23 protein-coding genes and 2 pseudogenes are annotated in these 26,336 nt (G+C 71.1%); 11 read left to right on the top strand and 14 right to left on the bottom strand.

The window, feature by feature from the left end:
• Positions 1-108: 108 nt before the first annotated feature.
• Positions 109-876 (top strand): annotated as a pseudogene (locus AQI70_RS37505) (Shedu anti-phage system protein SduA domain-containing protein); the annotation flags it as partial.
• 406 nt (positions 877-1,282) lie between these two features.
• On the opposite strand, the gene AQI70_RS16530 reads toward AQI70_RS37505, so the two are convergent.
• From AQI70_RS16530 to AQI70_RS16540, 3 genes are all read right to left on the bottom strand, one after another.
• A complete protein-coding gene (locus tag AQI70_RS16530) occupies positions 1,283-2,740 on the bottom strand; it encodes a catalase (RefSeq protein WP_062149900.1) in 1,458 nt (485 codons plus the stop codon).
• 193 nt (positions 2,741-2,933) lie between these two features.
• On the bottom strand, positions 2,934-3,827 hold the full coding sequence (locus tag AQI70_RS16535) for a 2-hydroxy-3-oxopropionate reductase (RefSeq protein WP_062149903.1): 894 nt from the start codon (positions 3,825-3,827) through the stop codon (positions 2,934-2,936).
• A 28-nt stretch (positions 3,828-3,855) separates the two neighbouring features.
• Positions 3,856-4,677, bottom strand: coding sequence for a TIM barrel protein (locus tag AQI70_RS16540; RefSeq protein WP_062149906.1), 822 nt, complete (start codon positions 4,675-4,677; stop codon positions 3,856-3,858).
• 157 nt (positions 4,678-4,834) lie between these two features.
• On the opposite strand from AQI70_RS16540, the gene AQI70_RS16545 reads away from it, so the two are divergent.
• From AQI70_RS16545 to AQI70_RS16580, 8 genes are all read left to right on the top strand, one after another.
• Positions 4,835-5,086: a YkoF family thiamine-binding protein gene (locus tag AQI70_RS16545; RefSeq protein WP_037885971.1), complete on the top strand. Its 252-nt coding sequence runs from the start codon at positions 4,835-4,837 to the stop codon at positions 5,084-5,086.
• Positions 5,083-5,448, top strand: coding sequence for a helix-turn-helix domain-containing protein (locus AQI70_RS16550; protein WP_003996705.1), 366 nt, complete (start codon positions 5,083-5,085; stop codon positions 5,446-5,448). Before AQI70_RS16545 ends, AQI70_RS16550 begins: the two co-directional genes overlap by 4 nt.
• Before the next feature lie 126 nt (positions 5,449-5,574).
• Positions 5,575-6,084 carry a 2-oxo-4-hydroxy-4-carboxy-5-ureidoimidazoline decarboxylase gene (gene uraD / locus AQI70_RS16555; RefSeq protein WP_062149909.1) on the top strand — a complete coding sequence of 170 codons (510 nt, stop codon included), beginning with the start codon at positions 5,575-5,577 and terminating at the stop codon, positions 6,082-6,084.
• A 15-nt stretch (positions 6,085-6,099) separates the two neighbouring features.
• The gene (gene uraH / locus AQI70_RS16560) at positions 6,100-6,504 is read left to right on the top strand and encodes a hydroxyisourate hydrolase (protein WP_062149912.1); all 405 of its coding nucleotides are present in this window, start codon (positions 6,100-6,102) and stop codon (positions 6,502-6,504) included.
• A 7-nt stretch (positions 6,505-6,511) separates the two neighbouring features.
• Positions 6,512-7,435, top strand: a complete 924-nt coding sequence (pucL, locus tag AQI70_RS16565) for a factor-independent urate hydroxylase (RefSeq protein WP_062149915.1) — start codon at positions 6,512-6,514, stop codon at positions 7,433-7,435.
• Positions 7,436-7,567: 132 nt separating this feature from the next.
• Entirely contained in the window at positions 7,568-8,947 is a 1,380-nt protein-coding gene (locus AQI70_RS16570; protein ID WP_062149918.1) for an 8-oxoguanine deaminase, read from the top strand.
• 294 nt (positions 8,948-9,241) lie between these two features.
• Entirely contained in the window at positions 9,242-10,585 is a 1,344-nt protein-coding gene (locus tag AQI70_RS16575) for a nucleobase:cation symporter-2 family protein (protein ID WP_062150112.1), read from the top strand.
• Positions 10,586-10,711: 126 nt separating this feature from the next.
• Positions 10,712-12,337: a serine/threonine-protein kinase gene (locus AQI70_RS16580; RefSeq protein WP_062149921.1), complete on the top strand. Its 1,626-nt coding sequence runs from the start codon at positions 10,712-10,714 to the stop codon at positions 12,335-12,337.
• Between the two features lie 116 nt (positions 12,338-12,453).
• On the opposite strand, the gene AQI70_RS16585 is transcribed toward AQI70_RS16580, so the two are convergent.
• From AQI70_RS16585 to AQI70_RS16615, 7 genes and pseudogenes are all read right to left on the bottom strand, one after another.
• On the bottom strand, positions 12,454-12,903 hold the full coding sequence (locus AQI70_RS16585) for a hypothetical protein (RefSeq protein WP_062149924.1): 450 nt from the start codon (positions 12,901-12,903) through the stop codon (positions 12,454-12,456).
• A 100-nt stretch (positions 12,904-13,003) separates the two neighbouring features.
• A complete protein-coding gene (locus AQI70_RS16590) occupies positions 13,004-13,426 on the bottom strand; it encodes an acyl-CoA thioesterase (protein WP_062149927.1) in 423 nt (140 codons plus the stop codon).
• Between the two features lie 52 nt (positions 13,427-13,478).
• Positions 13,479-14,114 (bottom strand): hypothetical protein, encoded by a 636-nt coding sequence (locus tag AQI70_RS16595; RefSeq protein ID WP_062149930.1) that lies wholly within the window; start codon positions 14,112-14,114, stop codon positions 13,479-13,481.
• Positions 14,115-14,163: 49 nt separating this feature from the next.
• A pseudogene (locus AQI70_RS40785) lies at positions 14,164-14,622 on the bottom strand (histidine phosphatase family protein); the annotation flags it as partial.
• Positions 14,623-14,777: 155 nt separating this feature from the next.
• Positions 14,778-15,179, bottom strand: a complete 402-nt coding sequence (locus AQI70_RS16605) for a DUF5955 family protein (RefSeq protein WP_037885953.1) — start codon at positions 15,177-15,179, stop codon at positions 14,778-14,780.
• A gap of 11 nt (positions 15,180-15,190) precedes the next feature.
• Complete coding sequence (locus AQI70_RS16610; protein ID WP_062149935.1) at positions 15,191-17,509, bottom strand: hypothetical protein; 2,319 nt, start codon at positions 17,507-17,509, stop codon at positions 15,191-15,193.
• A gap of 93 nt (positions 17,510-17,602) precedes the next feature.
• Positions 17,603-18,811, bottom strand: coding sequence for a pyridoxal phosphate-dependent aminotransferase (locus tag AQI70_RS16615; protein ID WP_062149938.1), 1,209 nt, complete (start codon positions 18,809-18,811; stop codon positions 17,603-17,605).
• A gap of 88 nt (positions 18,812-18,899) precedes the next feature.
• On the opposite strand from AQI70_RS16615, the gene AQI70_RS16620 reads away from it, so the two are divergent.
• A complete protein-coding gene (locus tag AQI70_RS16620; protein WP_062149941.1) occupies positions 18,900-19,526 on the top strand; it encodes a winged helix-turn-helix transcriptional regulator in 627 nt (208 codons plus the stop codon).
• A 45-nt stretch (positions 19,527-19,571) separates the two neighbouring features.
• Here the strand turns inward: AQI70_RS16620 and AQI70_RS16625 are convergent, their stop codons facing one another.
• From AQI70_RS16625 to AQI70_RS16635, 3 genes are read right to left on the bottom strand one after another with little or no spacing between them, the layout of a single operon-like run.
• Positions 19,572-20,375, bottom strand: a complete 804-nt coding sequence (locus tag AQI70_RS16625; protein ID WP_062149944.1) for a hypothetical protein — start codon at positions 20,373-20,375, stop codon at positions 19,572-19,574.
• Positions 20,375-21,646 carry a VWA domain-containing protein gene (locus AQI70_RS16630; RefSeq protein ID WP_062149947.1) on the bottom strand — a complete coding sequence of 424 codons (1,272 nt, stop codon included), beginning with the start codon at positions 21,644-21,646 and terminating at the stop codon, positions 20,375-20,377. The genes AQI70_RS16625 and AQI70_RS16630 overlap by 1 nt, the downstream gene beginning before the upstream one ends.
• A 43-nt stretch (positions 21,647-21,689) precedes the next feature.
• Positions 21,690-23,195 (bottom strand): IucA/IucC family protein, encoded by a 1,506-nt coding sequence (locus AQI70_RS16635; RefSeq protein WP_062149951.1) that lies wholly within the window; start codon positions 23,193-23,195, stop codon positions 21,690-21,692.
• A 102-nt stretch (positions 23,196-23,297) separates the two neighbouring features.
• Between AQI70_RS16635 and AQI70_RS16640 the strand changes: the two genes are divergently transcribed.
• The gene (locus AQI70_RS16640) at positions 23,298-24,914 is read left to right on the top strand and encodes an IucA/IucC family protein (protein ID WP_425264614.1); all 1,617 of its coding nucleotides are present in this window, start codon (positions 23,298-23,300) and stop codon (positions 24,912-24,914) included.
• Here the strand turns inward: AQI70_RS16640 and AQI70_RS16645 are convergent.
• Positions 24,803-26,050 (bottom strand): IS701 family transposase, encoded by a 1,248-nt coding sequence (locus tag AQI70_RS16645; protein WP_062149954.1) that lies wholly within the window; start codon positions 26,048-26,050, stop codon positions 24,803-24,805. The genes AQI70_RS16640 and AQI70_RS16645 overlap by 112 nt on opposite strands.
• Positions 26,051-26,336 lie beyond the last annotated feature (286 nt).

Genomic DNA, 26,336 nt, shown 5'->3' on the forward strand with positions numbered 1-26,336 from the left:
GCGGAGGGACGCATCCTGCGGTACGACTTCGAGGACCGGTACCGGCTGTTCGGGGACGGGCAAAGGAGGGAGTCGCACACGGGCTTCCTCGGCAGCACGATGAAGGCGATGCACCAGTGGCTGTTCGACGCCGGTCGGGAATTCCTGGCGGCCCACCCCGAGGCCGGGATCGAGGAGTTCCTGGAGCACTTCCGGGCGCAGGGTGAGGACGCGCTGTTCCTCCAGGCCCCCGAAGACCGCCCAGGACGCTGTGTCATTCCGCGAGGTCGGGCCGAGATCACGCTGTGGCTGGAGCGGATCATCCGTGACGGCCGGATCGATATCGCGGACCCGGCGGCCGAAGCCCGGAAGATCGTCACCTCGCCCGAAGCCCTGGCGCTGCTGGCCGCCGACGATCAGGGGCGGCTCCTGCTGCAGGCCGCCGAACTGCGCCGGCGTGCCGCCCGGCTCAAGGAGCTGCGTACGGTCGTCGAGGATCGCAAGGCGACAGAGGCGGACGTGCAGCGGGCGCTGGACGGCCAGTACTGGATCTTCGGCGGGCGGTTCGTGGGCGAGGCGGCGCAGCGACGGCTCGTGCCCGGGGACGAGGTCGACATTCCGCTGATACGCGGCGACGGGGCGCTCCATATCGTCGAACTCAAACGCGCCATGGGCCTCAGGAGTCCGCTCGTCAAGCGGCATCGCAATGCCTGGGTGCCGGCGGCGCAGGTGCACGAGGCCGTCGGCCAGGCCGTCAACTATCTCACCGGGCTGGACGAGAGCCGAGAACGGCTCCGTGCCGACTTCGGTATCGAGACCCGGCGTGCCAGTGCCCTCGTCCTGGTGGGACATCCCGCGCTGCATCCGGAGGTGCCGGAGGACGAGATCAACGAGGCGCTGCGGACGTTCAACGCGCACCTCACCAGGGTCGAGGTGCTGACCTACAAGGAGCTCTTGGACAACGCCGAGCGCTCCCTCGCCGGGGAGAGCCCGGTGCAGGGAGCGCTGGGGGAAGGCTGGCCGTCCGGCGGTGCGAGGCTGGGCGCGACAGTACGTTCGCGCCGCCGGACGGAGTCGGGGGGCTTGGGACCGCGGCGGATGCGACGGCTCCGGGGGCTCCTTCCCTCAGGTCGAAGAAGGAGGCCGGGACCTTCACCACCGCACTGGCTCGCACGCCGCCGCGGTCCTCGCGTTGCCCGGTCCCGTGCCGGTCGACCACCCCTCATCCGGGTCGATCGGCCTGGGGACGCGGGCGGTGCGCCCGGTCTGACGTCCTGTCAGGATCCGGACGCCGCCTTGGGGTTCAGTCCTCGCGCAGGGCGCGGACCGCCTCCTCCACGCGCTTGCCGTACTCCGGGTCGGCGGCGTGGAAGTGGGCCAGGTTCTTCTCGATCACGTCGTCGCGGGAGACCTGGGAGAGGCTGCCGGCGATGTTGGCGATCAGGCGGGACTTCTCCTCGGCGGACATGAGGCGGTACAGCTCGCCCGCCTGGAAGAAGTCGTCGTCCTTGGTGTGCAGGGGCGCCACGTGGGTGCCCGTGTAGCCGTTCACCGCCAGCGGGGCCGACAGGGGGCGGCCGGTCTCCACCGGGCCGTCGTAGGAGTTCGGCTCGTAGTTTTTGGCGTACCGGCCCTGGGAGTTGGTCGCCATGAAGCCGTCGCGGCCGTAGTTGTTCGCCACAGTCGCCTTGGGGGCGTTCACCGGCAGCTGCGTGTGGTTCACGCCCAGGCGGTAGCGGTGGGCGTCGGCGTAGGCGAACAGACGGCCCTGGAGCATCTTGTCGGGGGAGGGGCCGATGCCCGGCACGAAGTTGTTCGGGGAGAACGCGGCCTGCTCGACCTCGGCGAAGACGTTGTCCGGGTTGCGGTCCAGGACCAGCCGGCCCACGCGCTGCAGCGGGTAGTCCTTGTGCGGCCAGACCTTGGTGAGGTCGAACGGGTTGAAGCGGTAGTCGGCCGCCTCGGCCGCCGGCATGATCTGGACGTAGAGCGTCCAGGACGGGTGTACACCGCGCTCGATGGCCTGGAGCAGGTCCGTCTGGTGGGAGCTCGGGTCCTTGCCCGCGAGCTCGGCGGCCTGCTCGCTGCTCAGGCAGCGGATGCCCTGGTTGGTCTTGAAGTGGTACTTGACGAAGAAGGCCTCGCCCTCGGCGTTCGTCCACTGGTACGTGTGCGAGCCGTAGCCGTTCATGTGGCGGTACGACGCCGGGATGCCGCGGTCGCCCATCAGCCAGGTCACCTGGTGCGTGGCCTCGGGGGCGTGCGCCCAGAAGTCCCAGACGTTGTCCGGCTCCTGGCGGCCGGTGAACGGGTCGCGCTTCTGCGAGTGGATGAAGTCGGGGAACTTGATCGGGTCCTTGATGAAGAACACCGGGGTGTTGTTGCCGACGAGGTCGTAGTTGCCCTCCGCCGTGTAGAACTTGACCGCGAAACCGCGTGGGTCGCGGACCGCGTCCGCGCCGCCCAGGCTGTCGGCGACCGTCGAGAAGCGCAGGAACACCTCGGTCCGCTTGCCGACCGCGCTCAGGAAGTCGGCGTGGGTGAAGCCGGTGACGTCGTCGGTCACCTCGAAGTGGCCGTACGCGCCGGAGCCCCGGGCGTGCACCACGCGCTCCGGGATGCGCTCGCGGTTGAAGCGCGCCAGCTTCTCCAGCAGGTGCTGGTCCTGGAGCAGGAGCGGACCGCCGACGCCGGCGGAGGCGGAGTTCTGGTTGTCGGCGACCGGGGCGCCGGACTCGGTGGTGAGCACGCGCTTCGACATCGTGGACCTTCCGTGCGGGTGTCAGCGGAAACCTGTTTCCGCTTTGTGGAGCCTAGAAGTGGGGCGATCTGGGCGTCAACAGTTTGTTGAATGTAATCAACGCTTTGTTGAAGGAAATTCCGGGCCGCGGCGACGCCTGGGCGCGACAGGACAGGTGTCAGCGGCGCCGCGGCCCGGAAGTCTCGGCCGGTCGTCAGACCTGGGCGCCGGAGAGGCGCTCGACCGCGCGCAGCAGCGCGGAGTGGTCCAGGCCGCCGTCACCCTGCGCACGCAGGGAGGCGACCAGCTGGGCGACCACGGCACCGACCGGCAGGGCGGCGCCGACGTTGCGGGCGGCGTCGGTGACGATGCCCATGTCCTTGTGGTGCAGGTCGATACGGAAGCCCGGCTTGAAGTCCCGGTTCAGGAAGTTGTCCCTCTTCCGGGTCAGCACGGTCGAGCCCGCGAGGCCGCCGTTGAGGACGTCCAGCGCCGCCTGCAGGTCCACGCCCGACTTCTCCAGGAAGACCACGGCCTCGGCGCACGCCTGGATGTTCACGGCGACGATCAGCTGGTTGGCCGCCTTCACGGTCTGGCCCGAGCCGTGCGGACCGCACAGCACGATGGTCTTGCCGAGCGCCTCGAAGATCGGCTTCGCCTGGTCGAAGTCGGCCTGCTCACCGCCGACCATGATCGACAGTACGGCCTCGATCGCGCCGGCCTCGCCGCCGGACACGGGCGCGTCCAGGACGCGGATGCCCTTGTCCTTGGCCGCCTTCGCCAGGCCGACCGAGGTCTGCGGGGTGATCGAGGACATGTCGATCAGCAGGGCGCCGGACCTGGCGTTCTCCAGGATGCCGTCGGGGCCGTAGGAGATGGCCTCGACCTGCGGGGAGGCCGGCACCATCGTGATGACGACGTCCGCGTCCCGCACGGCCTCGGCGATCGAACCGGCGGCCGTGCCGCCGGCGGCGGCCAGGCGCTCCAGCTTGTCCTGCTCCAGGGTGAAGCCGGTGACGTCGTAACCCGCCTTGATCAGGTTCTCGGACATGGGGGAGCCCATGATGCCGAGGCCGATCCAGGCGATCTTGGGAAGTGCGTTGCTCATTCGGGGGTGCCTCTCAGTTCAGGGGGGGTCAGCGGGACAGCCAGTCGAAGGCCTCGGCGCTCGGGCGGTCGCCGGGCTTGTACTCGAGGCCGACCCAGCCGTCGTAACCGGCCTTCCGCAGCTGGTCGAGGAGGTCCTCCAGCGGGAGCGAGCCCGTGCCCGGGGCGCCGCGGCCGGGGTTGTCGGCAATCTGCACATGGCCGGTCTTCGCGGCGTACTCCTCGATCACCGACGGCAGGTCCTCGCCGTTCATGGACAGGTGGTACAGGTCCATCAGGAACTTCGCGTTGCCCAGACCGGTCGCCGCGTTCACCTTGTCGACGACACCCACCGCGGCGGGCGCGCTGACCAGCGGGTACAGCGGCGACTCGGGCTTGTTCAGGGCCTCGATCAGCAGGATCGCGCCGATCCGGTCGGCCGCCCGCGCCGCGAGCACCAGGTTCTCCAGCGCCAGCGCGTCCTGCTCGGCCGGGTCCACGCCGTCGACGCGGTTGCCGTACAGGGCGTTGAGCGCCTTGCAGCCCAGGGCGGCGGCGAAGTCCGCGGCCACGTCGATGTTGGCGCGGAACTTCTCCGACTCCTCGCCCGGGACCGACAGGGCGCCGCGGTCGGGGCCGGGCAGCCGGCCGGCGTAGAAGTTCAGGCCCGTGAGCTGGACGCCCGCGTCCTCGATCGCCTTCTGCAGGGCGTCGAGCTCGGACTGCTCGGGGGTGGGGGAGTCGACCCAGGGCCACCACAGCTCGACCGCCGTGAAGCCGGCCGCGGCGGCGGCCGCGGGGCGCTCCAGGAGCGGGAGTTCCGTGAAGAGGATCGACAGGTTGACGTTGAAGCGCTGCTCTGCGAATCCCATGTCGCCGGCGCTCCCTTCCGTTGTCGAGATTCCGTAATACGGAAGTTAGTTTCTGCGTACTGGAAGATTGCCGCCGTGTGTCGGGGGTTGTCAAGAGGGGTCGTGCCGGAGGAGGAAGGGGCTGCCCGAACATCCGCGCGCGCGTTAGGTTGAGCGCGTGCGATTGAGAGTGGAGTTCACGACCGAACCCTTCGACCTCGACGACGCGCCCGCGCACGCGCTGGTGGCCCGCGAGGTCATCGAGGCGGCCGAGCTCGACGCGGTGGACGTCGGCCCGTTCGGCAACACGGCGGAGGGCGGTGCCGACGTCGTGCTCACGGCCGTGGACGCCCTGCTGCGCAAGACCCTGGAGGCCGGCGCCACCCGGATCTCGCTCCAGGTCAATGTGGTCGGGGAGGGCGAGGAGTGACCGGCACCGGGGACGAGCCCTTCATCGCGGCCGTGAAGCCGCTGGTCGACGCCATGGGCGGAGAGATGATCCCGCCGGACGAGGCCGGCCCCGAGGATGTCGTGCTTTCCTGGGAGGGTGCGGACGTCGTCGCCGTACGACTGCCCCAGCTGGCCGACTCCCTCGACCACATCCTGGCCGCCATGGAGCGCAGGAAGGGACCCCTGGCCGACCTGGACCGCAAGGCCAAGCAGGAGGTCGTGCGGATACTTGAGGCGCGCGGCGCCTTCTCCGTGCGGCACGGTGTGGAGACCGTGGCGAGCGCGCTCGGGGTGAGCCGCTTCACGGTCTACAACTACCTGAACCGCGAGAAGGGGCTCTGAAGCTTCCGGCCTGGTTTCGTTACGGGGAATTTTCAACAAAGTGTTGACGTCTCGTCGTCGCAGGGCGTTAGCTATCGGCACGCCCGTTCAGTACGAAGGCCGCCCTCCGCGGCCACGGAGGCTCCCGTGACGTCGAATTCCACGCCCCCGGGCCTGGCCCGGTTCAACGCCCTGGAGGAGCACGCGGCCCACGCCGCTCTCCATGAGGCGTGCGCCTCCACGGCATGGGGGAAGAGGCTGCTCGCCGCCCGCCCCTACGCCACCGCCGACGACCTCTACGCCGCCAGCGACGCCGCCATGGCCGAGCTGACCGCCGAGGACCTCCAGGAGGCGATGGCCGGGCATCCGCCGATCGGCCGCCCCAAGCCGGGCGATCCGACCTCGGCCCGTGAGCAGCGCGGCATGGCCGGCGCCTCCGAGGAGCTCAAGGCGGAGATGCTCGAACTCAACCTGGCCTACCAGGAGAAGTTCGGCCATGTCTTCCTGATCTGCGCCACCGGCCGGACCGGCGAGCAGATGCGTGACGCGGTCAGGGAACGGATCGGCAACTCGCCGGAGCGGGAGCGGGAGATCGTCCGCACCGAGCTGGGCAAGATCAACCGTATCCGCCTGGCCCGACTCGTCGAAGAAGACTGAAGAGGACGCCTGAGAATGAGCACCAGCACCACCGCCTCCGTGTCCACGCACATCCTGGACACCAGCATCGGCCGCCCCGCCGAGGGCGTCGCCGTCCAGCTCTCCGCCCGCAGCGGGCGCGAGGCGGACTGGCAGACGCTCGGCGGCTCCGCGACCGACGCGGACGGGCGGTGCAAGGACCTCCCGGCGCTGCCGGAGGGGACCACCCACGTACGGCTCGATTTCGCCGTCGAGCCCTACTTCGAGAAATTCGCGAAGAAGCAAGCCGATGCGCAGCAGGACGCCCCCGCGAATCGGGACAGCGGTGCCGGTGCGTTCTTCCCGGAGGTGGCGATCACGTTCGCCGTCGTGCCGGGCGAGCACTACCACGTGCCGCTGCTGCTCAACCCGTTCGGCTACTCCGTATACCGAGGGAGCTAGCAGACACATGCCCACGATCCTGGGACAGAACCAGTACGGCAAGGCCGAGAACCGAGTCGTAAAGATCACGCGGGACGGCGCCACCCATCACATCAAGGACCTGAACGTCTCCGTCGCCCTCTCCGGTGACATGGACGAGGTCCACTACTCCGGCTCGAACGCCAACGTCCTGCCGACCGACACCACCAAGAACACGGTGTACGCGTTCGCCAAGGAGTACGGCATCGAGTCCGCCGAGCAGTTCGGCATCCACCTCGCCCGCCACTTCGTCACCTCGCAGGAACCGATCCACCGGGCCCGGATCCGCATCGAGGAGTACGCCTGGGAGCGGATCGAGAGCTCCGACGCCAACTCCAAGTTCATCGGCGCGGACGAGGTCAAGCACTCCTTCGTCCGCAAGGGCCAGGAGACGCGGCTCACGCAGATCACCTACGACGGTGAGAAGTGGGAGGTCATCTCGGGCCTGAAGGACCTCGTCGTGATGAACTCGACGAACTCCGAGTTCTGGGGCTACGTCAAGGACAAGTACACGACGCTCCAGGAGGCCTACGACCGCATCCTGGCCACCCAGGTCTCCGGCCGCTGGCGGTTCAACTGGACCGACGACGAGCAGAAGATGCCCAACTGGGAGAAGTCCTACGAGCAGACCAAGAAGCACATGCTCCAGGCCTTCGCCGAGACCTACTCCCTGTCGCTGCAGCAGACGCTGTACCAGATGGGCGCGCGCATCATCAACAACCGCAGCGAGATAGACGAGGTCCGCTTCTCCCTCCCGAACAAGCACCACTTCCTGGTGGACCTGGAGCCGTTCGGGCTGAAGAACGACAACGAGGTCTACTTCGCCGCCGACCGCCCCTACGGCCTGATCGAGGCCACCATCCTGCGGGACGGCTGCGAGGCGAAGATCCCGATGGACCTCACCAACCTGTAAGACGTCACTCCATTTCGGCACCCGCGGCCGGAGGAGCGGGTTTCAAGGCTCGCCGGCCGCGGCACTCAAATCTCCCAGGGTCCTGCCGTGCCCTCTCCACATCAGCACCTCACCCGTTCAAAGGGACGCATCATGGCAGCAGCCCAGCGCATCGTCATCGAGAACTGTTCGATCGCGACGGTGGACGCGAACGACACCGAGTACGCCACGGGCCATATCGTCATCGCGGACAGCCGCATCGAGTCGCTCGGCGCGGGCAACGCCCCCGAGGGCCTGGAGAACGTCGTACGCCGTATCGACGCCACCGGGCACCTGGTCACCCCCGGCCTGGTCAACACCCACCACCACTTCTACCAGTGGATCACCCGGGGCCTGGCCACGGACCACAACCTCTTCAACTGGCTCGTCGCGCTGTACCCGACGTGGGCGCGCATCGACGAGCAGATGGTCCACTCCGCCGCGCAGGGCTCGCTGGCGATGATGGCCCGCGGCGGCGTCACCACCGCCATGGATCACCACTACGTCTTCCCGCAGGACTCCGGCGACCTGTCCGGCGCCATCATCCGCGCCGCCCGCGAGATGGGCGTCCGCTTCACCCTCGCCCGCGGCTCCATGGACCGCAGCGAGAAGGACGGCGGGCTGCCGCCGGACTTCGCCGTCGAGACCCTCGAAGGCGCGCTGGCCGCGACCGAGGAGACCGTCAAGCAGCACCACGACGCCTCCTTCGACGCGATGACCCAGGTCGCCGTCGCCCCCTGCTCGCCCTTCTCCGTCTCCACGGAACTCATGCGCGACGGCGCCGAGCTGGCCCGCCGCCTCGGCGTACGGCTGCACACCCACGGCTCGGAGACGGTCGAGGAGGAGAAGTTCTGCCACGAGCTGTTCGGCATGGGCCCGACCGACTACTTCGAGTCCACCGGCTGGCTCGGCGAGGACGTGTGGATGGCCCACTGCGTCCACATGAACGACTCCGACATCGCCGCCTTCGCCCGCACGAAGACCGGTGTCGCCCACTGCCCCTCGTCGAACGCCCGCCTCGCGGCCGGCATCGCCCGCGTCCCCGACATGCTCAGGGCCGGCGTCCCGGTCGGCCTCGGTGTCGACGGCACGGCCTCCAACGAGTCCGGCGAACTGCACACCGAACTGCGCAACGCCCTCCTCATCAACCGCCTCGGCGCGCACAAGGAGGCGGCGCTGAACGCCCGGCAGGCGCTGCGGCTCGGGACCTACGGCGGTGCCCAGGTCCTCGGCCGCGCACGGGAGATCGGCTCGCTGGAGCCGGGCAAGCTGGCCGACCTGGTGCTGTGGAAGCTGGACACTCTCGCCCACGCCTCCATCGCCGACCCGGTGACCGCGCTGGTCTTCGGCGCGGCGGCCCCCGTCACCGCGTCGTTCGTGAACGGCCGGCAGATCGTGGCGGACGGCCGGCTGCTCACCGCCGACGAGGACGCGATCGCCCGCTCGACGCGGGAAGAGGCGCAGCGGCTGGCGAGGATCGCAGCACAGGGCTGATCGCCGTACAACTCCTTGCACTGATACGGCACTTGATTTCCGGCCGAGAGGGACGGCTCCCGGCCGGATGCCGTGGACCCGAGCGGGGTCCATGGCGGCTGTCTCCGGGGCGCGCGTTGGACGCGTGCGCCCCGGAACAGTCCCGTCCCCCCGGTCCCGCACGACCACTCGCACCACCTCCATGAAACCCACGTCAGAGCCGACGTGTTACCCGCCCGGAGGAGAGCCGCAGTGTCCGCCCAGTCTGCCGCCCAGCCCGTCCATCCCGTCGACGAGAAACTCCCCGCCCTGAAGATGGCGACCACCGGCCTCCAGCACGTGGCCGCCATGTACGCGGGAGTCGTCGCCCCACCCCTGATCGTCGGCGCGGCCATAGGCCTGTCCGCCGGCGATCTGACCTTCCTCACCGGCGCCTGCCTCTTCACCGCGGGCCTCGCGACCTTCCTCCAGACCCTCGGCATCTGGAAGATCGGCGCCCGGCTGCCCTTCGTCAACGGCGTCACCTTCGCCGGCGTCGCCCCCATGACCGCGATCGTCGCCTCCACCGAGGACAAGTCCGACGCCCTGCCGATCATCTTCGGCGCGGTCATCGTCGCCGGCCTCCTGGGCTTCCTCGCCGCCCCCTTCTTCAGCAAGGCGGTGCGCTTCTTCCCGCCGGTGGTGACCGGTACGGTCATCACGCTGATCGGCATCTCCCTGCTGCCCGTCGCCTTCGGCTGGGCCCAGGGCCCGAACCCGGCGGCGGACGACTACGGTTCGGCGACGAACCTCGGCCTGGCCGCCGGGACCCTGCTGATCGTCCTGCTGCTGCGCCGCTTCACCCGCGGCTTCGTCAAGCAGATCGCCGTCCTCCTCGGCCTGGTCGCCGGCACGCTGATCGCGATCCCGTTCGGCGTCACGGACTTCGGCCCGGTGGCGGACGCGGCCGTCATCGGCTTCCCGACCCCGTTCCACTTCGGCGCCCCGCAGTTCCAGCTCGCCGCGATCATCTCGCTGTGCGTGGTGATGGTGGTGTCGATGACCGAATCGACCGCCGACATGCTGGCGTTGGGCGAGATCGTCGAGCGCCCGGCCGACGAGAGGACCATCGCGGCGGGCCTGCGCGCCGACACCCTCGGCTCGGCGATCAGCCCCCTCTTCAACGGCTTCATGTGCAGCGCCTTCGCGCAGAACATCGGCCTGGTGGCGATGACGAAGATCCGCAGCCGGTACGTCGTCGCCGCGGGCGGTGGCTTCCTGGTGCTGATGGGCCTGTGCCCGATGGCCGCCTCGCTGATCGCGGTCGTGCCGCGTCCGGTCCTCGGCGGCGCGGGCGTCGTGCTGTTCGGCTCGGTCGCGGCGAGCGGCATCCAGACCCTTGTCCGGGCCGGCCTGGACAAGGACAACAACGTCCTGATCGTCGCCGTGTCGCTGGCCGTCGGCATCGTCCCGATCACCGCGCCGGAGTTCTACCACGCGTTCCCGGAGACGGCGAGGATCGTCCTGGACTCGGGGATCTCGACGGGCTGCGTGGCGGCGGTGGCGCTGAACCTCGTCTTCAACCACCTCGGCAAGGGGCGGGAAGCCCAGGACGTGACCCATCCGATGGAGGCGGGGGAGGAGATCACCGGGGCGACCCGGGCCCCGGCCACGCCATGAGGCCGGCGAACAGCTCGGTCTGTACGACGTCCAGTCGGCATCCCGCATCCGAATTCCGCTTAGGCTTCTGCCTCGGTCAACTCACGGTTGACCCGGGGAGTCAGGGGACGAGGGGGAAGCGGGCCGATGAACAATGCCACCGAGGTGTTCCAGCCACTGCAGGCGGACGATCCTCCCGTCGTGGCCGGGTACCGCCTCGCCGCCCGGCTCGGCGCCGGTGGCATGGGCCGGGTCTACCTGTCGCACACGCAGGGCGGCCGACCGGTGGCGATCAAGGTGGTGCGGCCGGAGCTGGCCGACGCCCCTGACTTCAGGCGCAGGTTCCGCCGCGAGGTGGCGGCGGCCGGCCGGGTGCGCGGCGCCTACACCGCCGAGCTGATCGACGCCGACGCGGACGGCGTACCGCCCTGGCTGGCCACCCTCTACGTGCCCGGGCCCTCCCTGGCGGAGGCCGTGGCCCGGCGCGGACCGCTGCCGGTGCCCGCGGTGCTGTGGCTGGTGGCGGGGGTGGCCGAGGCGTTGCAGGCCATCCACGGCGCGGGCATCGTGCACCGGGACCTGAAGCCGTCGAACGTACTGCTGGCTTCGGATGGGCCCCGGGTGATCGACTTCGGTATCTCCGTGGCCGCGGACACCACTTCGCACACGGCCACGGGTTCCGCGGTCGGCACCCCCCAGTTCATGGCTCCCGAGCAGGCGACCGCGGGTGAGGTCACAGCGGCGACGGACATCTTCGCGCTGGGCCAGACGGCGGTGTTCGCGGCGCTGGGCGAGCCGCTGTACGGCAACGGCCCCGCGGCCACCGTGCTCTACCGGATCGTGCACTCCGAACCCGACCTGTCCCGCCTGCCCGAGCAGCTCCAGCCGCTGATCGCCCGCTGCCTGGCCGCCGACCCCGAGGAACGGGCCACCCCGGCGGAGGTCGTCGAGTGGTGCCGGCAGCGGCTGGGCCGTGACGCCGACGCGGGCGCGGGGCCGGCCGTGTGGCGGGAGTTCATGGGGCCGGAGGTGACGGTTCCGTCTCCGGTCGCCACCCCCACTCGCGTGCACACGGTGCCGCTGGTCGTCACCCGACCGCAGCCGACGGTGCCGGCCGGGCGGCAGGCGCGCAGACGGCGCAACGCGCTGATCACGGCCGTGGCCGTGACGGCCGGGGCGCTGGTGCTGACGGGTCTTGCGTGGATGGTCGTGGACGCGGGGGACAGGTTCCGCGACTGGATCGCGGGCGCACCGGCGACGTCCGGCTCGGAGGAGTCCGCACGGTCGTCGGCCTCGTCGTCGGCATCCGCGCCGACCTCGGGGGCCGGTGCCGAGAGTTCGGGGACCGGCGGCGGGACGCAGAAGGGGCGGCCCTCCCCGGCGGCGTCCCAGTCGCCGCAGGCCGTCCCGTACCCCCTCGTCATGCTGAACGGGGAGAACTCGCTGCGCTTCAAGGACCCACACGACCTGCGCAAGGACCGCAAGGGTGACATCCGGCTCGTGTGCGGGCAAACCTGCGCGCTGGAGAGCGACACCAGCGAGTTCGCCCTGCTCTACACGAAGCCCGGGGCCACCCTCGACTCGTGCCGCATCGCCCTCGCCGATCCCGAAGGCCGGCGTCTTCCGCTGGCCGCGGTGGCGAACGGCAGCGAAATCTGTATCAAGCATTCCTCCGGGGACATCGCGCTGCTCGTGGTCCAGGTGAAATCGACCGCGCTGCCCGAGATCGCCTTTGTGACCGGCGACATGACCATCTGGCGGGAGGCCGCCTGAACGCCGCCCGGCACACGCGCACGCCCTGGCGGAACTCCACGAGTCCCGCCAGGGCGCGCTGTATCGCAGTACGGCTGTACGGCTGTACGGCGGTACGGCGGTGCCGCTGCGCCGGGTCAGCGGGTGAAGGTGACCCGGTGCTCCTTCAGAGCGCCGCAGTTGGAGCCCGTCACCTGCACGTACACGTTGCTGATGTGACCGCCCCAGTCGACGCAGTGGGCCTTGCCGTAGACGTAGGTCGGTCCGGCGTACGAGGTGTACTGCCCCCAGTCGTCGTCCCCTTCCTCGGTGTCCGGGACGTAGATCCAGGCGGACATCTCCAGGGCGGTGCCCGGGTTGTTGCGGATGGTCGCCACGCAGTTCTTGCCGTTGGCGGCGTTGTACGTCAGGTAGACGGTGCCGAGCGAGCCGACGGGCGCCGAGTTCACGGTCTTGTAGGCGCTGCCGCATACCTTCTGCGGTGTGGTGTTGGGCGCGGCGGAGGCGGGCGCCGTCAGGGCGGCCGTGCTCCCCACCGTCAGGGCCGCTAACGCGGCGGCGGACAGGACGGAACGCGCGTATCGCATATTTCCCCCTGGTAACCATTGCGGGTGGTTGCTCCTGCATGGTGTGACCCATGGAGCATCCGAATGGTTGTGCCCAGTCCTGGGGTACCGCGAAGTCGCCCTAGAGCCCGAACAGGCTCGGGTCCGTGGCCAGTTCCTTGAAGTAGTCCTGTGGGTTGGCCACCATCCTGCGTTCCTTCAGGTCCAGCAGGCCGCCGACCGCGGTGAGCTCGGCCGCCACCGTGCCGTCCGCCTTGCGCATGATCTGCTGGATACGGAAGGTCTTGCCGCCGGACCACTCGAAGGCGCACGTCACGTCGACCTCGTCACCGGCGAGGAGCTCCCGCTTGTAGCGGATGGTCGTCTCCAGGGCGACGGGCCCCACTCCCTTGCTGATGAGCCCCGTCTGGCTGATGCCCGCGGCCTGGAGCAACGACCAGCGGGCGTGCTCCGCATAGTTGATGTACACGCTCTGGTTGACGTGCCCCTGCACATCGGTCTCGTAGCCGCGGACGGTGACCCGGACGGAAAACGGCTCGCTCACTGCTTCCCCCTTCTTGTCTTCGATGCCTTGTGCACCGATCTTGGCATGCCCGTCAGGCCCGGCGCGGGGATGCCAGCAGATAGCGCACCCTCGCCCGGGGCTCGGTGTGTTCGCCGACCTGCCATCCCGCCCCTTCGAGTGTGGCCGCGCAGGCGCGCAGCGCGTCGAGGTCCGGCTCGTGCACCGCGACCGCCTCCGGCTGCGGCGTCGCGCGCACCCGGTATCCCGGGGCGTCCGGCTCCGGCCCGGCCGGACGGTGCCCGGCCGCCTCCAGAGCGAGTGCGGCGGCCTGCACCAGATGCGTACGCTCCCAGCCGCACGGCCGGTCCACGGCCCCGTCCGGACTGGTCATCCGGCGCAGCTCCAGCAGGCCCTGCCAGGCGCTGTGCACCTCACGGGCACGGGCCGGGCCCGGCTGCGGAGCCTCCGCCTCACCGCCGATCCGCGCGGCGAACACACCGTCGGCCGTGGAAGCCCCGGCTTCCGCGGGTGCCGTCGGCTCCGCCTCCTCCCGTATCCGATGCCCCGCCGGTGTCAGAAAGTGGTCGTGCGGCGGCCGCGGGTGCCGGAAGGCGAGCCCCCGCTTCACCAGCGCCGCGAGCTGCGCCTCCGTACCCCTGAGGCGTCCGGTGACGGGATCGGCGGCGTCGATGACACGCCGCTGGGCGGCGGTGGGTGGTCGGGTCACGGCGTGCTCCTCCCCGGGCGCTCGGGCATCGCCCCATCTGCTGGGAAGGCTACGACCCGGGACTGACATTCCACCCGGCGATCACCGGGCCGCCCGTGCTCCGTGGCCGGCCCGCCCTCCGTGCCGGCGAACGCGGCGTCCACCTTGGCCGGCATCCGGTCGGCGCGCCCATCGACCTGCTCCGCGCTCTCCGCGGGATGGCCGGGCGGCCCGGGCGCCACCCCGTCCCGGAAGAGGAACCACCCCGGCCGCTCGCGCTGGATCTCGACGGTCGTCCTCCAGCTCTCGGCTTGGCTCCAGCCGAGGGGACCTCCATCACCGATCCGCGTCGACCCGCGAGGCGGGCAACCCGATGAGGTCGGCGGGGTCTCCCGCGCCCGCTGCAACGGGCTGACCAACGCGGCCCCGATCCGATGCGACCGGACACCGGCACCAGCCGCCGCGCCTCCTCGCACCCGTGCTCGGTCACCGGTACGTCCGTCGAGCCGGTGTGCCGCCCGGACCGCGAGTCCTTCCCGCTCGCCTCATGGCACCGTGCCGCAGCACTGCCAAGGCGTGCGGGGCGAGTCCTTCCCGCTCGCCTCACGGCACCGTGCCGCAGCCCCGCCGAGGCCCGCGGGGCGGCTGGACCGGGCGGCCGTCCACGGGCCTCCCGCCCGGGGCTCAGCCCCCCGGGAGACCCTGCACCGATGCCGCGAGTTGCCCGACCGCCACGACGAGCGGGGCCACCGGCTGGACGAATTCGTTCAGCCGGTCCAGGGCGCGCCGCAGGACGGTCGGCTGCGGTTCGTCCTCCTGGAGTTCCTCGCGCAGCCGGCGCAGTTCCCTGGTGGTGGCGTCGGGGTCGGCGAGCGCCGCGCGGTGCTCCTCCAGCAACCGCTCGACGAGTGCGAGGAGTTCGGCGGTGCGTGCGGCCTGCTCGGGGTCCTGCGGCTGGAAGGAGACCGAGCCGGAGAACGCCCGGGCGCCGGGCCCCACCGCCTGGTTGCCCACGTAGTGGGTGCCGCCGCTGATCATGAGGCCGTTGTTCACGGGAGGGTCGTGGCGCCCTTCGTCGTTGCGCATGGTGAAGTCCCCTACTTGTCGGAACCGCCGGCGGCGCTCGGGGCGGAGGCGCCGGACTGCTGTGGGATGTTCTGCGTGGCGGTCGCCCCCGCGCCGATCGCCTGGTTGCCGATGATGCTCGTCCCGCCCTGCTGGATGAGGCCCTGGTTGAGGATGGTCTGCTGCTGGGTGCGGAAGTCGGTGGTGTCGTAGCCGTGCTCGTCGAGGAACTCGCGGATGGCGGCGAAGGTGTGGCGTTCCACGAGGGAGGTGATCCGGCCGGCGTCCACCACCTGGAAGTAGTTGTGGTACTCGGGGCTCAGCGCCATCTCCCGGATGCTCACCCGGGCGCCGTAGTCATAGACCGGGTCCTGCTCCATGGCCTTGAGCTCGTCCGCCATGCGCTTGCTGTGCCGGGTCTCGAAGCGGGCGTGGCGCAGCGCTCGGAACGGAGCGGCGAAGAACGCCCCGCCGGTCCGGGACAGAGCGGTCACCAGCAGCTCGCGCCGCCCCTCGGGGCTGAGCGCGCCGCGCAGGCGGTCGACGACGTGATAGTTCGCGGCCACCGGGCCGAGCACGTGGTTGTCGCAGTGCAGATGGAGCGTTCTGCCCGTGGTCGAGAAGTGCAGGAACACGCTCGGCACCACGTCCCCGCCCCACATCGGGACGTGAACCGCCAGATGGTGACGGACGGTTCCGGTCGGGTGCAGCATGATCCGCTCGACCTCATCGGGCGACAGCCGCGCGGCCGGGGCCAGGCTCGTGGCCCTGATGAACCGCTCGTCGTCTCCTATGGTCGTGCCGCTCGCGAAGACCCGGTCCTCGATGACGAGCGAGCCGAGGGCCTCGTCGCCGGCCTGGGCCGTCCCGTCGGTGCCGCCGCGCTCGGCGACCGCGCGGAGCCGGGCGCGTACGTGGCCGATCAGTTCGGCCACCGTGAAGGGCTGCGGCTCGGCGGGGCGCGCACGCATGCCGGCGGGATCGTCCGCGGGCAGGAGCGGCACGGTGAGCGCCCACTTGGAGCTGGTCTCCGAGTAGCCGACGAACGGGGTGTATCCGCTGTACACGGTGACGTTGCCGGCCTGCGCCTCCCTGATGGCCGCGAGCCGCTCGGCCATCCACTTGCGCGGGGGCACGGAGGGGCGCGGCTGCCGGGCGAACGCGTCGCGGGTCATGGTGGTGCGCAGCAGCCGGTCGGTGTCGAGCTCGTGCCGCGCGACCGTCGCGCAGGCGAACACGACCGCGCCGATCGACGCGAGTGCGGCCGGTACCCCGGCCAGGTAGGCGCCGAGCAGCCAGCCGACGAAACCGGACACGGGCACCGTCGAGACGACGACGCCGAAGTAGAAGGCGAACAGCACCACCACGACGGCCGTGATGCCGGTGCTCACCAGCACCTTCCTGCCGGGCGGGTGGTGGCCGCGGGTGGCCAGGCTCGGCCGGGAGCCGGTGCGCCGGGTGGCCGACAGGAGCACCATGACGTACACCAGCCACAGCGGCGCGAGCAGGGCCACGACGGCCAACGCTCCCGCCAGTCGCAGATCGCGGCGGTAACGGATGTCCTGTGCCGTCAGACAGTGGCGTACGACAGCCACCAGGTCGACATCGGGCGAGGGGGCCACGGCGCTGGCCTCGTCGGCCAGGACCTCCTCCACCACCCGGTCGGCGAAGCCCTCGTCCACATAGGCCGCGGCGCACAGATACCGGGTGACGTCACCCGGGGCGCTCCCTACCGGCATGCGTACCTGAGTGGTCGTCATGCCGAGCCCTCCTTCTTTCCACCGACGGAGCGACGCCTTCGTGGCGCCGACGGACCTCATGGCCGGTGTCCTCGGCAGCCCGGCGGTCAGCAGCGCGAGCAGCGCACCGGCCGCCAGGCCGAAGACGAGGGCCGAGAGCATCAGGTTCTTGAACAGGGTGCCGGGCGGTACCAGCTCCTCATCGGGGATGAACGCCTGGAGCATGCCCGCCCGCACCAGCGCTTCGAGTTCGGACGCCAGCACACCCGCGGCCAGGCAGCGGAGCCGGCCCGGCCGGTGGGCCAGTAGCCGCGACGCGAAGAAGTAGAGCCCCCCGAGCAGCACCACGACGCCGACGTCGTCGATGACCAGATAGGACACCCTGGTGTACGCGTCGGGGGAGTAGCCCCACCCAGGGACGAACGCGGCCTGGGCGAGGGTGCGTACGGTCTCGTTGCCGAGATCCTCGATGTAGAACTTCTCTGCGTAGAACCTCCAGGCCGGCCGCTGCACCCACGGGCTGCCCGCGACCAGAACGAGCAGGAGCAGCAGCGCGATGCGGCCGCGTAAGAAGGACGGCGAGCCGGACGCGCTCCGTCGAGACAAGAACACCTGGGGTTCCCCCGTCCCCCGATCCCTGAGATCAGTGGCCGCACTCTATGGCATCCACGCTCTCCGCGACCCCGAATCCGCGGACATCACCGGCTACTGCCGGTACCCGCTCAGGAACCGCCCGATCCGCCCGATCGCCGCCTCCAGGTCGTCCGCGTACGGGAGCGTGAGGATGCGGAAGTGGTCGGGTGCCGGCCAGTTGAAGCCCGTGCCCTGGACGACCTGGATCTTCTCCCGCAGCAGCAGGTCCAGGACGAACTTCTCGTCGTCGTGGATCTTGTACACCTTGGGGTCGAGGCGCGGGAACGCGTACAGCGAGCCCATCGGCTTCACACACGACACACCGGGGATCTGGTTGAGCTTCTCCCAGGCCACATTGCGCTGTTCGTGCAGGCGGCCGCCCGGCGCGGTGAGGTCGGCGATGGACTGGCGGCCGCCGAGGGCGGCCTGGATGGCGTACTGCGCGGGCGCGTTGGCGCACAGCCGCATGGAGGCCAGCATGGTCAGGCCCTCCAGGTAGTCCTTCGCGTGCTGCTTCGGGCCGGTGACCACCAGCCAGCCGGAGCGGAAGCCGGCCACCCGGTACGTCTTCGACAGGCCGCAGAAGGTGAGGACCACCAGGTCGGGGGCGAGGGCCGCGGCCGAGTGGTGCACGGCGTCGTCGTAGAGGATCTGGTCGTAGATCTCGTCGGCGAACACCATCAGGCCGTGCCGGCGGGCGAGGTCGAGGATGCCCTCGATGATCTCCTTGGGGTAGACCGAGCCGGTCGGGTTGTTCGGATTGATGATGACCACGGCCTTGGTGCGGTCCGTGATCTTCGACGCCATGTCGTCCAGGTCCGGGTACCAGTCGGCCTGCTCGTCGCAGAGGTAGTGGACCGCCTTGCCGCCCGCGAGAGTCGTCACGGCCGTCCACAGCGGGAAGTCCGGGGCCGGGATGAGGATTTCGTCGCCGTCCTCGACCAGCGCCTGTACGGCCATGGAGACCAGCTCCGAGACGCCGTTGCCGAGGAAGACGTCGTCGACGTCGACCTCCAGGCCCAGCGTCTGGTACCGCTGGGCCACGGCCCGGCGGGCGGAGAGGATGCCGCGCGAGTCCGTGTAGCCGTGAGCCTGCGGGAGCATCCGGATCATGTCCTGGAGGATCTCCTCCGGCGCCTCGAAGCCGAAGAGCGCGGGGTTGCCCGTGTTCAGGCGCAGGACGCTGTGGCCCGCCTCCTCCAACGCGTTCGCGTGCTCGATCACCGGGCCGCGGATCTCGTAACAGACCTCGCTCAGCTTGCTCGACTGCCGGAACTCCATGCGTGCTCGCCCCTCCGGTTTTCGTGTGTTGCTTGGTTTTACCAAGTTCGAGCTTGGAAAGTCCAACAACATGTCTAGACTGCGTCGCATGTCACCTCGCCGAAGCTACGACCAGTACTGCTCCGCCGCCCGCGCGCTCGACGTCGTCGGCGACCGCTGGACCCTGCTGATCGTCCGGGAACTGCTGGCCGGTCCGCGGCGCTACACCGACCTGCACGCCGATCTGCCGGGCGTCAGCACGGACGTACTCGCCTCCCGGCTGAAGGACATGGAGCGGGACGGCATCAGCACCCGGCGCCGGCTGCCGCCGCCCGGAGCGGCGTACGTGTACGAACTCACCCCGCGTGGGCGGCAGTTGCTGCCGGTGCTGCAGGCGCTGGGGGAGTGGGGCGAGGCCGAGCTCGGCGAGCGGCGGCCCACCGACGCGGTGCGCGCGCACTGGTTCGCGCTGCCTGTGCTGCGGTCGCTGGAAGGCGAGGGGCTGGTCGAAGTCCGGCTGGAGGAAGGGAACTTCCATCTGCACGTCGGCGCCGAGGACGGCCCGGTCTACGGGGACGGGCCCGCTCCCGGGGAGCCGGACGCACGGCTGGTGCTGGACTCGGGGACGTGTGAGGCGGTGGCGCGAGGGGAGTTGAGCGTGGCCGACGGCGTTCGGGACGGCCGTATCGAGGTCACCGGTGACGGAACCCTCGCCAAGGTGCTGCGGGAGGGATGACGAAAGGGCCCGCTGTCGAGGACAGCGGGCCCTTGTGATGAGGGGTCAGGCTCCCGGCGGCACGCGCGAGGGCCGTCCCGAACCGCGCGTCAGCGCGTACCCGCCGATCCCCGCGAGCGCGGCCAGCGCGCCGCCGATCGCCGTCCACACCCACCGGTCGGACCACCAGCCGGACGCCCAGCCGCCGCTGGGTTCGAGGCTCGCGAGCAGTGTCTTCTTGGTGTACTCGTCCTCGCCGCTCTCGGAGATGGCGCCCGCCCCCGGCACGAGCGGATGGGCCAGCTCCCCGTCCACCGCCGCCGCTCCGCCGATGTCCTTGGAGTCGACCCGCACCTCGGCGTCGACCGGCAGACCCAGGTCGGAGGTGGCCAGGTCGACGACCGTCAGCCGGATGTAGTACGTGCCCGGCAGCGGATCGCCCGCCCACGGCTCCGACCAGGCCCGCACGGTGCGCAGGACGCAGGCCACCTCGACGGAGGCGGCGTCCGCCGCGACGGCGCGGGTCTGCGCCCCGGACTGGCAGGACTGGCGGCGCCGCAGGCCGTCGTACACGTCGATCTGCCAGGTCTCGGCGGCGTGCGTGTCCGGCAGCTTCACCGTCGCCCTGACGGTGGGGCGCTGTCCGGCGTCCGCGGGGAACGACCAGTACAGGTAGTCGCCCGTGGAGCCGCTCGCGGTGGCCGTCTGGCCCTGCTCGATCTCCGTCGCCGTACGGAAGGAGGTGCCCGCCTCGGTCGGCGCGCCGCCGTCCTCCGACGCGCTCGGCGACGGCGTGGAGTCGGCGACCGCCGGAGTGACCGCCAGCCCGAGCATCAGCGCCGCGGCGCTCAACACACGTGTGATCCGCATCAGTTGGTCCTCCAGACCGCAACCCGCCAGCGCGACAGCCAGCCCCAGACGAGACCGGCCAGGAAGCCGGTGAGGATCAGCGCGCCGAGCAGCCACCAGCCGCGCCCGAGCCCGAAGGAGGCCACGTCGCTCGACTCGTCGGGCCCGTGCACGACGTCGACGGTCAGTTCGAGGGGCAGACCGGGGGTGGTCTTCACGCCGCCGGCCGGCGAGAAGGAGTGGGTGACCTGGAGGCACACCGTCTCGGGCGGGAGCGCGCCGTCCCCGGCCTCCTCCAGTTCGGCCTTCGGGTAGCGCAGCCCTGTCGAGATCACATCGGTACGGCCGTTGCCCGCCGCCTCGCCGCGCACGATCTCCCGCCCCTGCTCGGTCACCGCCCGCAGCAGCAGCCCGTACGCCGGGCTCACCGCGCGGTCGGCCGCGACGCTCACCGAGGCGCGCAGCTCCCAGCCGTCCGGGACGTTCACGCGGTACCAGCGCTGCTGCCCGAACTCCTCGCGGTCGGTGTACAGGCCGGACGACAGCTTCGGAGCCTTGGCGCAGGTGCCGGCGCCGGCCACGGCCTCCGGCACCACCACGGGATCGGCGGCCCGGTCCACCAACTGGTTGACCTTGTCGGTGAGTTCGTCGGTGTGCTCGACCGAGGTGTACGTCCCGCCGGTGGCCTCGGCGATGCAGCTCAGCTGCTGCCGCATCCTGGTGTTCGGGACCAGGCCGAGCGTGTCGATGGTCAGCCCGATGCCCTTGGCGGCTATCTCCCGGGCCACCTCGCACGGGTCGAGCGGGGCGCAGGTGTCCTCGCCGTCGCTGATCAGCACGATCCGCTTGGAGCCCTCGCCGCCGTCGAGGTCGTCGGCCGCCTTCAGCAGCGCCGGACCGATCGGCGTCCAGCCGGTGGGCGTGAGGGTCGCCACCGCCGTCTTGGCCTCGGTGCGGTCCAGCGGGCCGACCGGGTAGAGCTGCGCGGTGTCCTTGCAGCCCGTCTTGCGGTCGTCGCCGGGGTAGTTGGCGCCCAGGGTGCGGATGCCGAGCTGGACCCCTTCGGGCGTCGCGTCCAGCACCTCGTTGAAGGCCTGCTTCGCCGCGGCCATCCGGGACTGGCCGTCGATGTCCCGCGCCCGCATCGAGCCGCTCACGTCGAGGACGAGGTTGACCTTCGGGGCGGTGGCGGTGGTCTCGTCGGCGACCGCCCCGGCCGGGAACGCGATCCCGGCCGTGAGCGCGGCGAGCAGGGCACAGGCCCCGGCCGCCAGCCGTTGTGTTCTGATCATCGGCGGATCTTATTGATCAGAGGTGTTCCGCTCCAAAACGGGGTCAGGGCCCATCGCCGACCAGCGGATTGGGCAGCTCGGCCCACTGATCCCCGGGCGTCCCCGGCGACAGCCGCATCAGCGTCAACGCCTTCGTGGGCAGCGGCTCCGCGCACAGTGCCGCGAGATCCGTGGTGCCCGGCAGATCCCGTACGACCGCCTCCAGCGCCCCGCGCAACGCGGCCCCCGAACCGGCCGTGCCCGCCAGCGAGCCGGCCACCAGCGACCCGAACAGCTTACGGCGCAGCGTGGGCTCGTCGTCCGTGACGATCCGGCCGGTCAGCTCCGGCACCGGGATCCCGTGCCGGGCCAGCCGGGCCGGGCTGACGCGGATGTCGGCGAGGTCGCGGTAGACCAGGCGCACCGGGGAGCCGCTCGCGGACAGCACCACGAGCAGGTTCTGGCCGTGCGCCTCCAGCGCCACGCCCAGCTCCAGCAGCCGCAGCCCCACGGTCAGGGCGAGCCGCGTGAACTCGGCCAGCCACGCCGGGGATCCGGGCAGCTCGGTGGTGGCGAGCGCGGCCACCGGCACGACCCGCTCCCCGGGCCCCGCGTACTCCTGCGGCGACTCGCGCAGCACCGCCGCCAGGTCGGGTGAGTGGGCCGTGGCGGCACCCAGCGTGCGGGTGATGTGCAGCAGCCCGTCCATGCGCGCCGCCAGCGTCTGCGCGAAGTCCGACAGGGTCGCCGACAGGCCGATCGAGTACACCGAGATGTCCCGTACCGACGACGTCAGCCGGGCGCTCAGCGCGGTCTTGACGTGCGGGCCGCCGGGCAGGGCGAGCGTGCGCAGGGACATCAGCGGGTGCGCGGCGATGCCGTCGTCGTGGGGGCGCTTGAGCACATGCTCGGCCTGCCACGGATGCACCGGGATCAGCAGCCGCCCCCCGTCCCGCAGGTCCTGCGGCCACTCGCCCGTCACCAGGCACTCGTCCGCCCGCACCGGCACCCGCCCCAACGTGACGACCGGCCGGTGCTCCGGCCCGTACGCGAACTGCTCGGCGACCGAGAAGCCCGGCCGGGAACGGCAGTTGGGATGGAACGGATGCCCGTCGACCACCCGCTGCTCCCACTCCCAGTCACGCCCGGGCCACTCCTTCGGGTGAGCGTCCTGCCCGGCCCGGGCCAGGGCCAACGACGCGACACTGTGGCCGAGTTCGGCGGCGAAGGACGTACCGTGCGGTACGGAGAGGGCCGTCAGCAGCCTCGCCGGATCGTCGTACGTCGTCTCGTCGAGCCGTACGGCGGTGACGTACGCGGTGGTGGCGTACGGGTCCGCGTGCGGCCCGTGCAGCCGGCGGCCGTCCAAGAGGCGCAGGGTGAGGCCCTCCCGGCCGGGCTCGCGGGCGGCGACCCAGGGCAGGGGCTCGTGCGCGAGCGCACGCCACAGCCGGGTCAGCACGGCCGCCCGCGCCCCGGGGAGCTCGGCCGCGTACCGCGAGGCGAACTCCGGGCGTACATCGGCCAGTTCGGCGGCGACCTCGGCCTCGGCGCTGGGGGGACGGTGCACGGGCGGGCTCCTCGGGTACGAGTAGGGCGTCGGGCAGGCGCCGACGACAGACATACTGATCGTCTTCCCGCCTGAACGGACCGTAGAGAACGAGTGGATCGCGTGCACCTCAACCCGCCACCCGCAGCCGACGTCACGGAACGCGCCGACGCCTACGCGGTCACGCCCCTGCTCAACTGCCTGCTGCGCGAGGTGGCCGAACCGCTCCGGGAGCCCGCGGAGCAGGGCGGGCGGCCCGAGGAGCCCGACCGGCTGGATCCCAGCGCGTCGCACACGGAGCGGCGGGTGTACCGGCTGCCCGTCTCCGGCCGCCTGCTGCGGGTCCTCGGCGAGCGGCGGCCCGCCGAGCCCGAGGTGCGGGTGGCCGGTGCCTGGCAGCGCATCGGGCACACCGAACTCGTCAAACTCGTCGCCGACGAGCTGCGCCGCCACACCGGTGTGTCCAACCACGAACTGCCCGCCGAGATGATCGACAGCCGGGACGCGGTGGCCGCGCTGCTCACGGCACGCGCGCGTGCGATGCCGCCGGACGACGCCTACCTGCGCTCCGAGCAGTCCCTCCTCACCGGCCACCCCTGCCACCCCGCCCCCAAGGCGCGCGGCGGCGGCCCGGTCGCGGCCTGGCTGCCGTACGCCCCCGAGGCGCACGCCCGCTTCCCGCTGACGCTGCTCGGTGTGCGCGAGGACGCGGTCGTCGAGGAGGGCGACACCTCCGCCCTGGACACCCTCGGCCAGGCCCCGCCCGGCTACCGGCTGCTGCCCGCCCACCCCTGGCAGCTCGACCTCGTGGATGCGGCACCGGCCTTCGCCGACGGCAGGCTCATCCGGCTGGGCACCACCGACTTCGACCTGTGGCCCACGGCCGCGGTCCGCACCCTGTACGCCCCCGAGCGCGACCTCTTCCTGAAGTTCAGCCTCGATGTGCGCATCACGAACGACATCCGCCGGCTCTGGCGCCACGACCTGCTGAGGCTGCGCCGCACCGACGCGGCCGCCACGGCCGCCCTCGCCACCGGCCGCGCGGCCTGGCTGAGCGACCGCGCCTACCGCACCGCCGGCTTCGCCTTCGAGGAACTCGCCGTCCTCGTCCGCGACGGCTTCCACGACCGTCTGCCGCCCGGCACGACGCCGCTGCTGGCCGCCGCCCTCGTGGAGGGCTTCGAGGGCAGCCCGCTCGACGGTACGACGGACCCGGCGGCCTGGTGGGAGGCGTACCTGGGCGCGGTCGTGCCGCCCGCCCTCGCGGCCTTCGCCGACCACGGCGTCGTACTCGAAGCGCACCTGCAGAACACGCTCGTCGCCGTCGACGCCGAGGGCATGCCGGTACAGGCGCTGTTCCGGGACGCCGAGGGCGTGAAGCTGCTGCCGGACGTGACACGTGCGGCCGGCTGGGAGCGGCTGGTGTACTGCCTGGTCGTCAACCATCTCGTGGAGGTCGCCGGCGCGCTGGCCGAACGCCACCCGCCCCTCGACCCCTGGCCCGCCGCACGCCGCGAACTCGCCCGCCACGACCTCCCGGAGATCACCGCCCTGCTCACTGCGCCGACCCTGCCCGGCAAGACGAACCTGCTCCTGCGCTGGACGAACGCCGACGGTGCCGACGCACGTTACCGGGCCCTGCCGAACCCGCTGGCGGCTGCGTCAGGGGCAGGGGCGGTGGCCCGGCGTGCGGGAGAGGCGCCGCGGGGCCGTCGTGATGACCGGCCCAGGCGGCGGTAGGCGTATGCGGCGGAGACCAGGCTCATGTGATGGTGCCAGCCGGGGAACGAGCGTCCCTCGAAGTCGAGCAGTCCGAACCAGCGGGCCATCGCGGTCACGGCGACCGCAGGGCCGGCCGCGTGGGGTGTCAGTTTGACGGCGTCCGCGAGGCGCCGATGCGGAAGGTTGGTGAGCCAGACAGCGCCGGGGCGGTTGTCCTCCCCCATCTCGGTGAAGAGTTGGTAGGGCCCTTCTGTCGGCGCGCCGGACTTCGTCCCCTGCAGGTGCACTGGCACGGTCAGCAGTCGGGTGGGGCGGCGCCCGCTGCCCGGCGCGGTGAGGGCGAGCCTGTCCAGCGGGCCGCTCGGGAGCGTGAAGTGCGACGCGGCGGGCAGCGTGTGGCGGGTGCCGAGGCGTTCGTCAACGATCACCGGCAGATTGCGCGGCACCGCGATGACGAAGGTGTGACCACGTCGGGTGAGGCGGCTGACGAGGTGTCCCACGTCCTGATCGTCGTCCAGGTCCGCCACCAGGGGGGCGGGCTTCAGGCGTGCCGCGAGGGTGTCCACCAGGCCGAGGACATGGGCCCAGGGCGGACGGTAGCGTTCGACGGCGGGAATACGGGCACGTTGGCGCAGTTGGGGACTGTCTGTCCACGGCCCGGGCAGCGACAGCTCCCAGGCCACGGGTATGTACGCGGCACCGATGTTCAGGAAAGCTCCGTACCCCACCTGGCAGTTCAGGGTGCGGTTGGAGAACGGGTCGTAGTGGCGGTGCACCCCGACCGAACGCTCACCGCGTTTGGGCAGGAAGGCCCGGCCGATCGACCAGGAGCCGGCCGAGCCGTGTCCTGCGGCCCAGGAGGCGAGTTCGTGCAGGGCCGGCTCCCAACTCCATGGGCTGGCGTTGACGAACTGGCGCAGTGACTGCGCTGCGGCGGGAGAGGAGGAGACTGTGCGGGCCAGACGCCGGATGGACTTCTTGCCAGGGGTGGCGAGGAGGGCCTCTACGTAGGCGTGCGCCCAGCGGCGCTGGTCGACGCGCGAGAGGTGGCCGAAGATCTGTAGGCAGAACTCTCTGAGGTCCGTCCCATCGGCCGGTGGGACGGGGGCATCGCTGAGTTCGTCGAGTATGTCGGGTGCGCAGTGTTTCTCCACACTTCCCCCGTATGTTGGTACTGACGTCTTCTCGTTGAAGGGACGGCGGTCGAGTCGTCGAGTAGTGGTCCGGAGGGTGCTCGCCGGCCGCGGGAGTCGATCGGGCACGTGGCGCCCCGGCGATGGCCGGCTGCCTGGGCCGGGTCGCGCGGGAGCCAGGAGTGGCAAATGAGTACGGCGGCCGGAGCCGTCTGTCTTCCCCCGCTGCGCCTGGCATGTGTGGCTGACGAGGTGCGGCTACTCGGACGTGAGTTCCACGAGTTGATCGGCGGCTGCGCTGTTCCCC

The sequence above is a fragment of the Streptomyces curacoi genome (assembly GCF_001513975.1).
Classification (GTDB): Bacteria; Actinomycetota; Actinomycetes; order Streptomycetales; family Streptomycetaceae; genus Streptomyces; species Streptomyces curacoi.

Coding starts and splice junctions, on each gene's coding strand:
- AQI70_RS16580 (WP_062149921.1), top strand. CDS start 10,712: ATGAACAATGCCACCGAGGTGTTCCAGCCACTGCAGGCGGACGATCCT.
- AQI70_RS16540 (WP_062149906.1), bottom strand. CDS start 4,677: ATGGGATTCGCAGAGCAGCGCTTCAACGTCAACCTGTCGATCCTCTTC.
- uraH (WP_062149912.1), top strand. CDS start 6,100: ATGAGCACCAGCACCACCGCCTCCGTGTCCACGCACATCCTGGACACC.
- AQI70_RS16530 (WP_062149900.1), bottom strand. CDS start 2,740: ATGTCGAAGCGCGTGCTCACCACCGAGTCCGGCGCCCCGGTCGCCGAC.
- AQI70_RS16585 (WP_062149924.1), bottom strand. CDS start 12,903: ATGCGATACGCGCGTTCCGTCCTGTCCGCCGCCGCGTTAGCGGCCCTG.
- pucL (WP_062149915.1), top strand. CDS start 6,512: ATGCCCACGATCCTGGGACAGAACCAGTACGGCAAGGCCGAGAACCGA.
- AQI70_RS16575 (WP_062150112.1), top strand. CDS start 9,242: ATGGCGACCACCGGCCTCCAGCACGTGGCCGCCATGTACGCGGGAGTC.
- AQI70_RS16605 (WP_037885953.1), bottom strand. CDS start 15,179: ATGCGCAACGACGAAGGGCGCCACGACCCTCCCGTGAACAACGGCCTC.
- AQI70_RS16620 (WP_062149941.1), top strand. CDS start 18,900: ATGTCACCTCGCCGAAGCTACGACCAGTACTGCTCCGCCGCCCGCGCG.
- AQI70_RS16570 (WP_062149918.1), top strand. CDS start 7,568: ATGGCAGCAGCCCAGCGCATCGTCATCGAGAACTGTTCGATCGCGACG.
- AQI70_RS16615 (WP_062149938.1), bottom strand. CDS start 18,811: ATGGAGTTCCGGCAGTCGAGCAAGCTGAGCGAGGTCTGTTACGAGATC.
- AQI70_RS16630 (WP_062149947.1), bottom strand. CDS start 21,646: ATGATCAGAACACAACGGCTGGCGGCCGGGGCCTGTGCCCTGCTCGCC.
- AQI70_RS16625 (WP_062149944.1), bottom strand. CDS start 20,375: ATGCGGATCACACGTGTGTTGAGCGCCGCGGCGCTGATGCTCGGGCTG.
- AQI70_RS16535 (WP_062149903.1), bottom strand. CDS start 3,827: ATGAGCAACGCACTTCCCAAGATCGCCTGGATCGGCCTCGGCATCATG.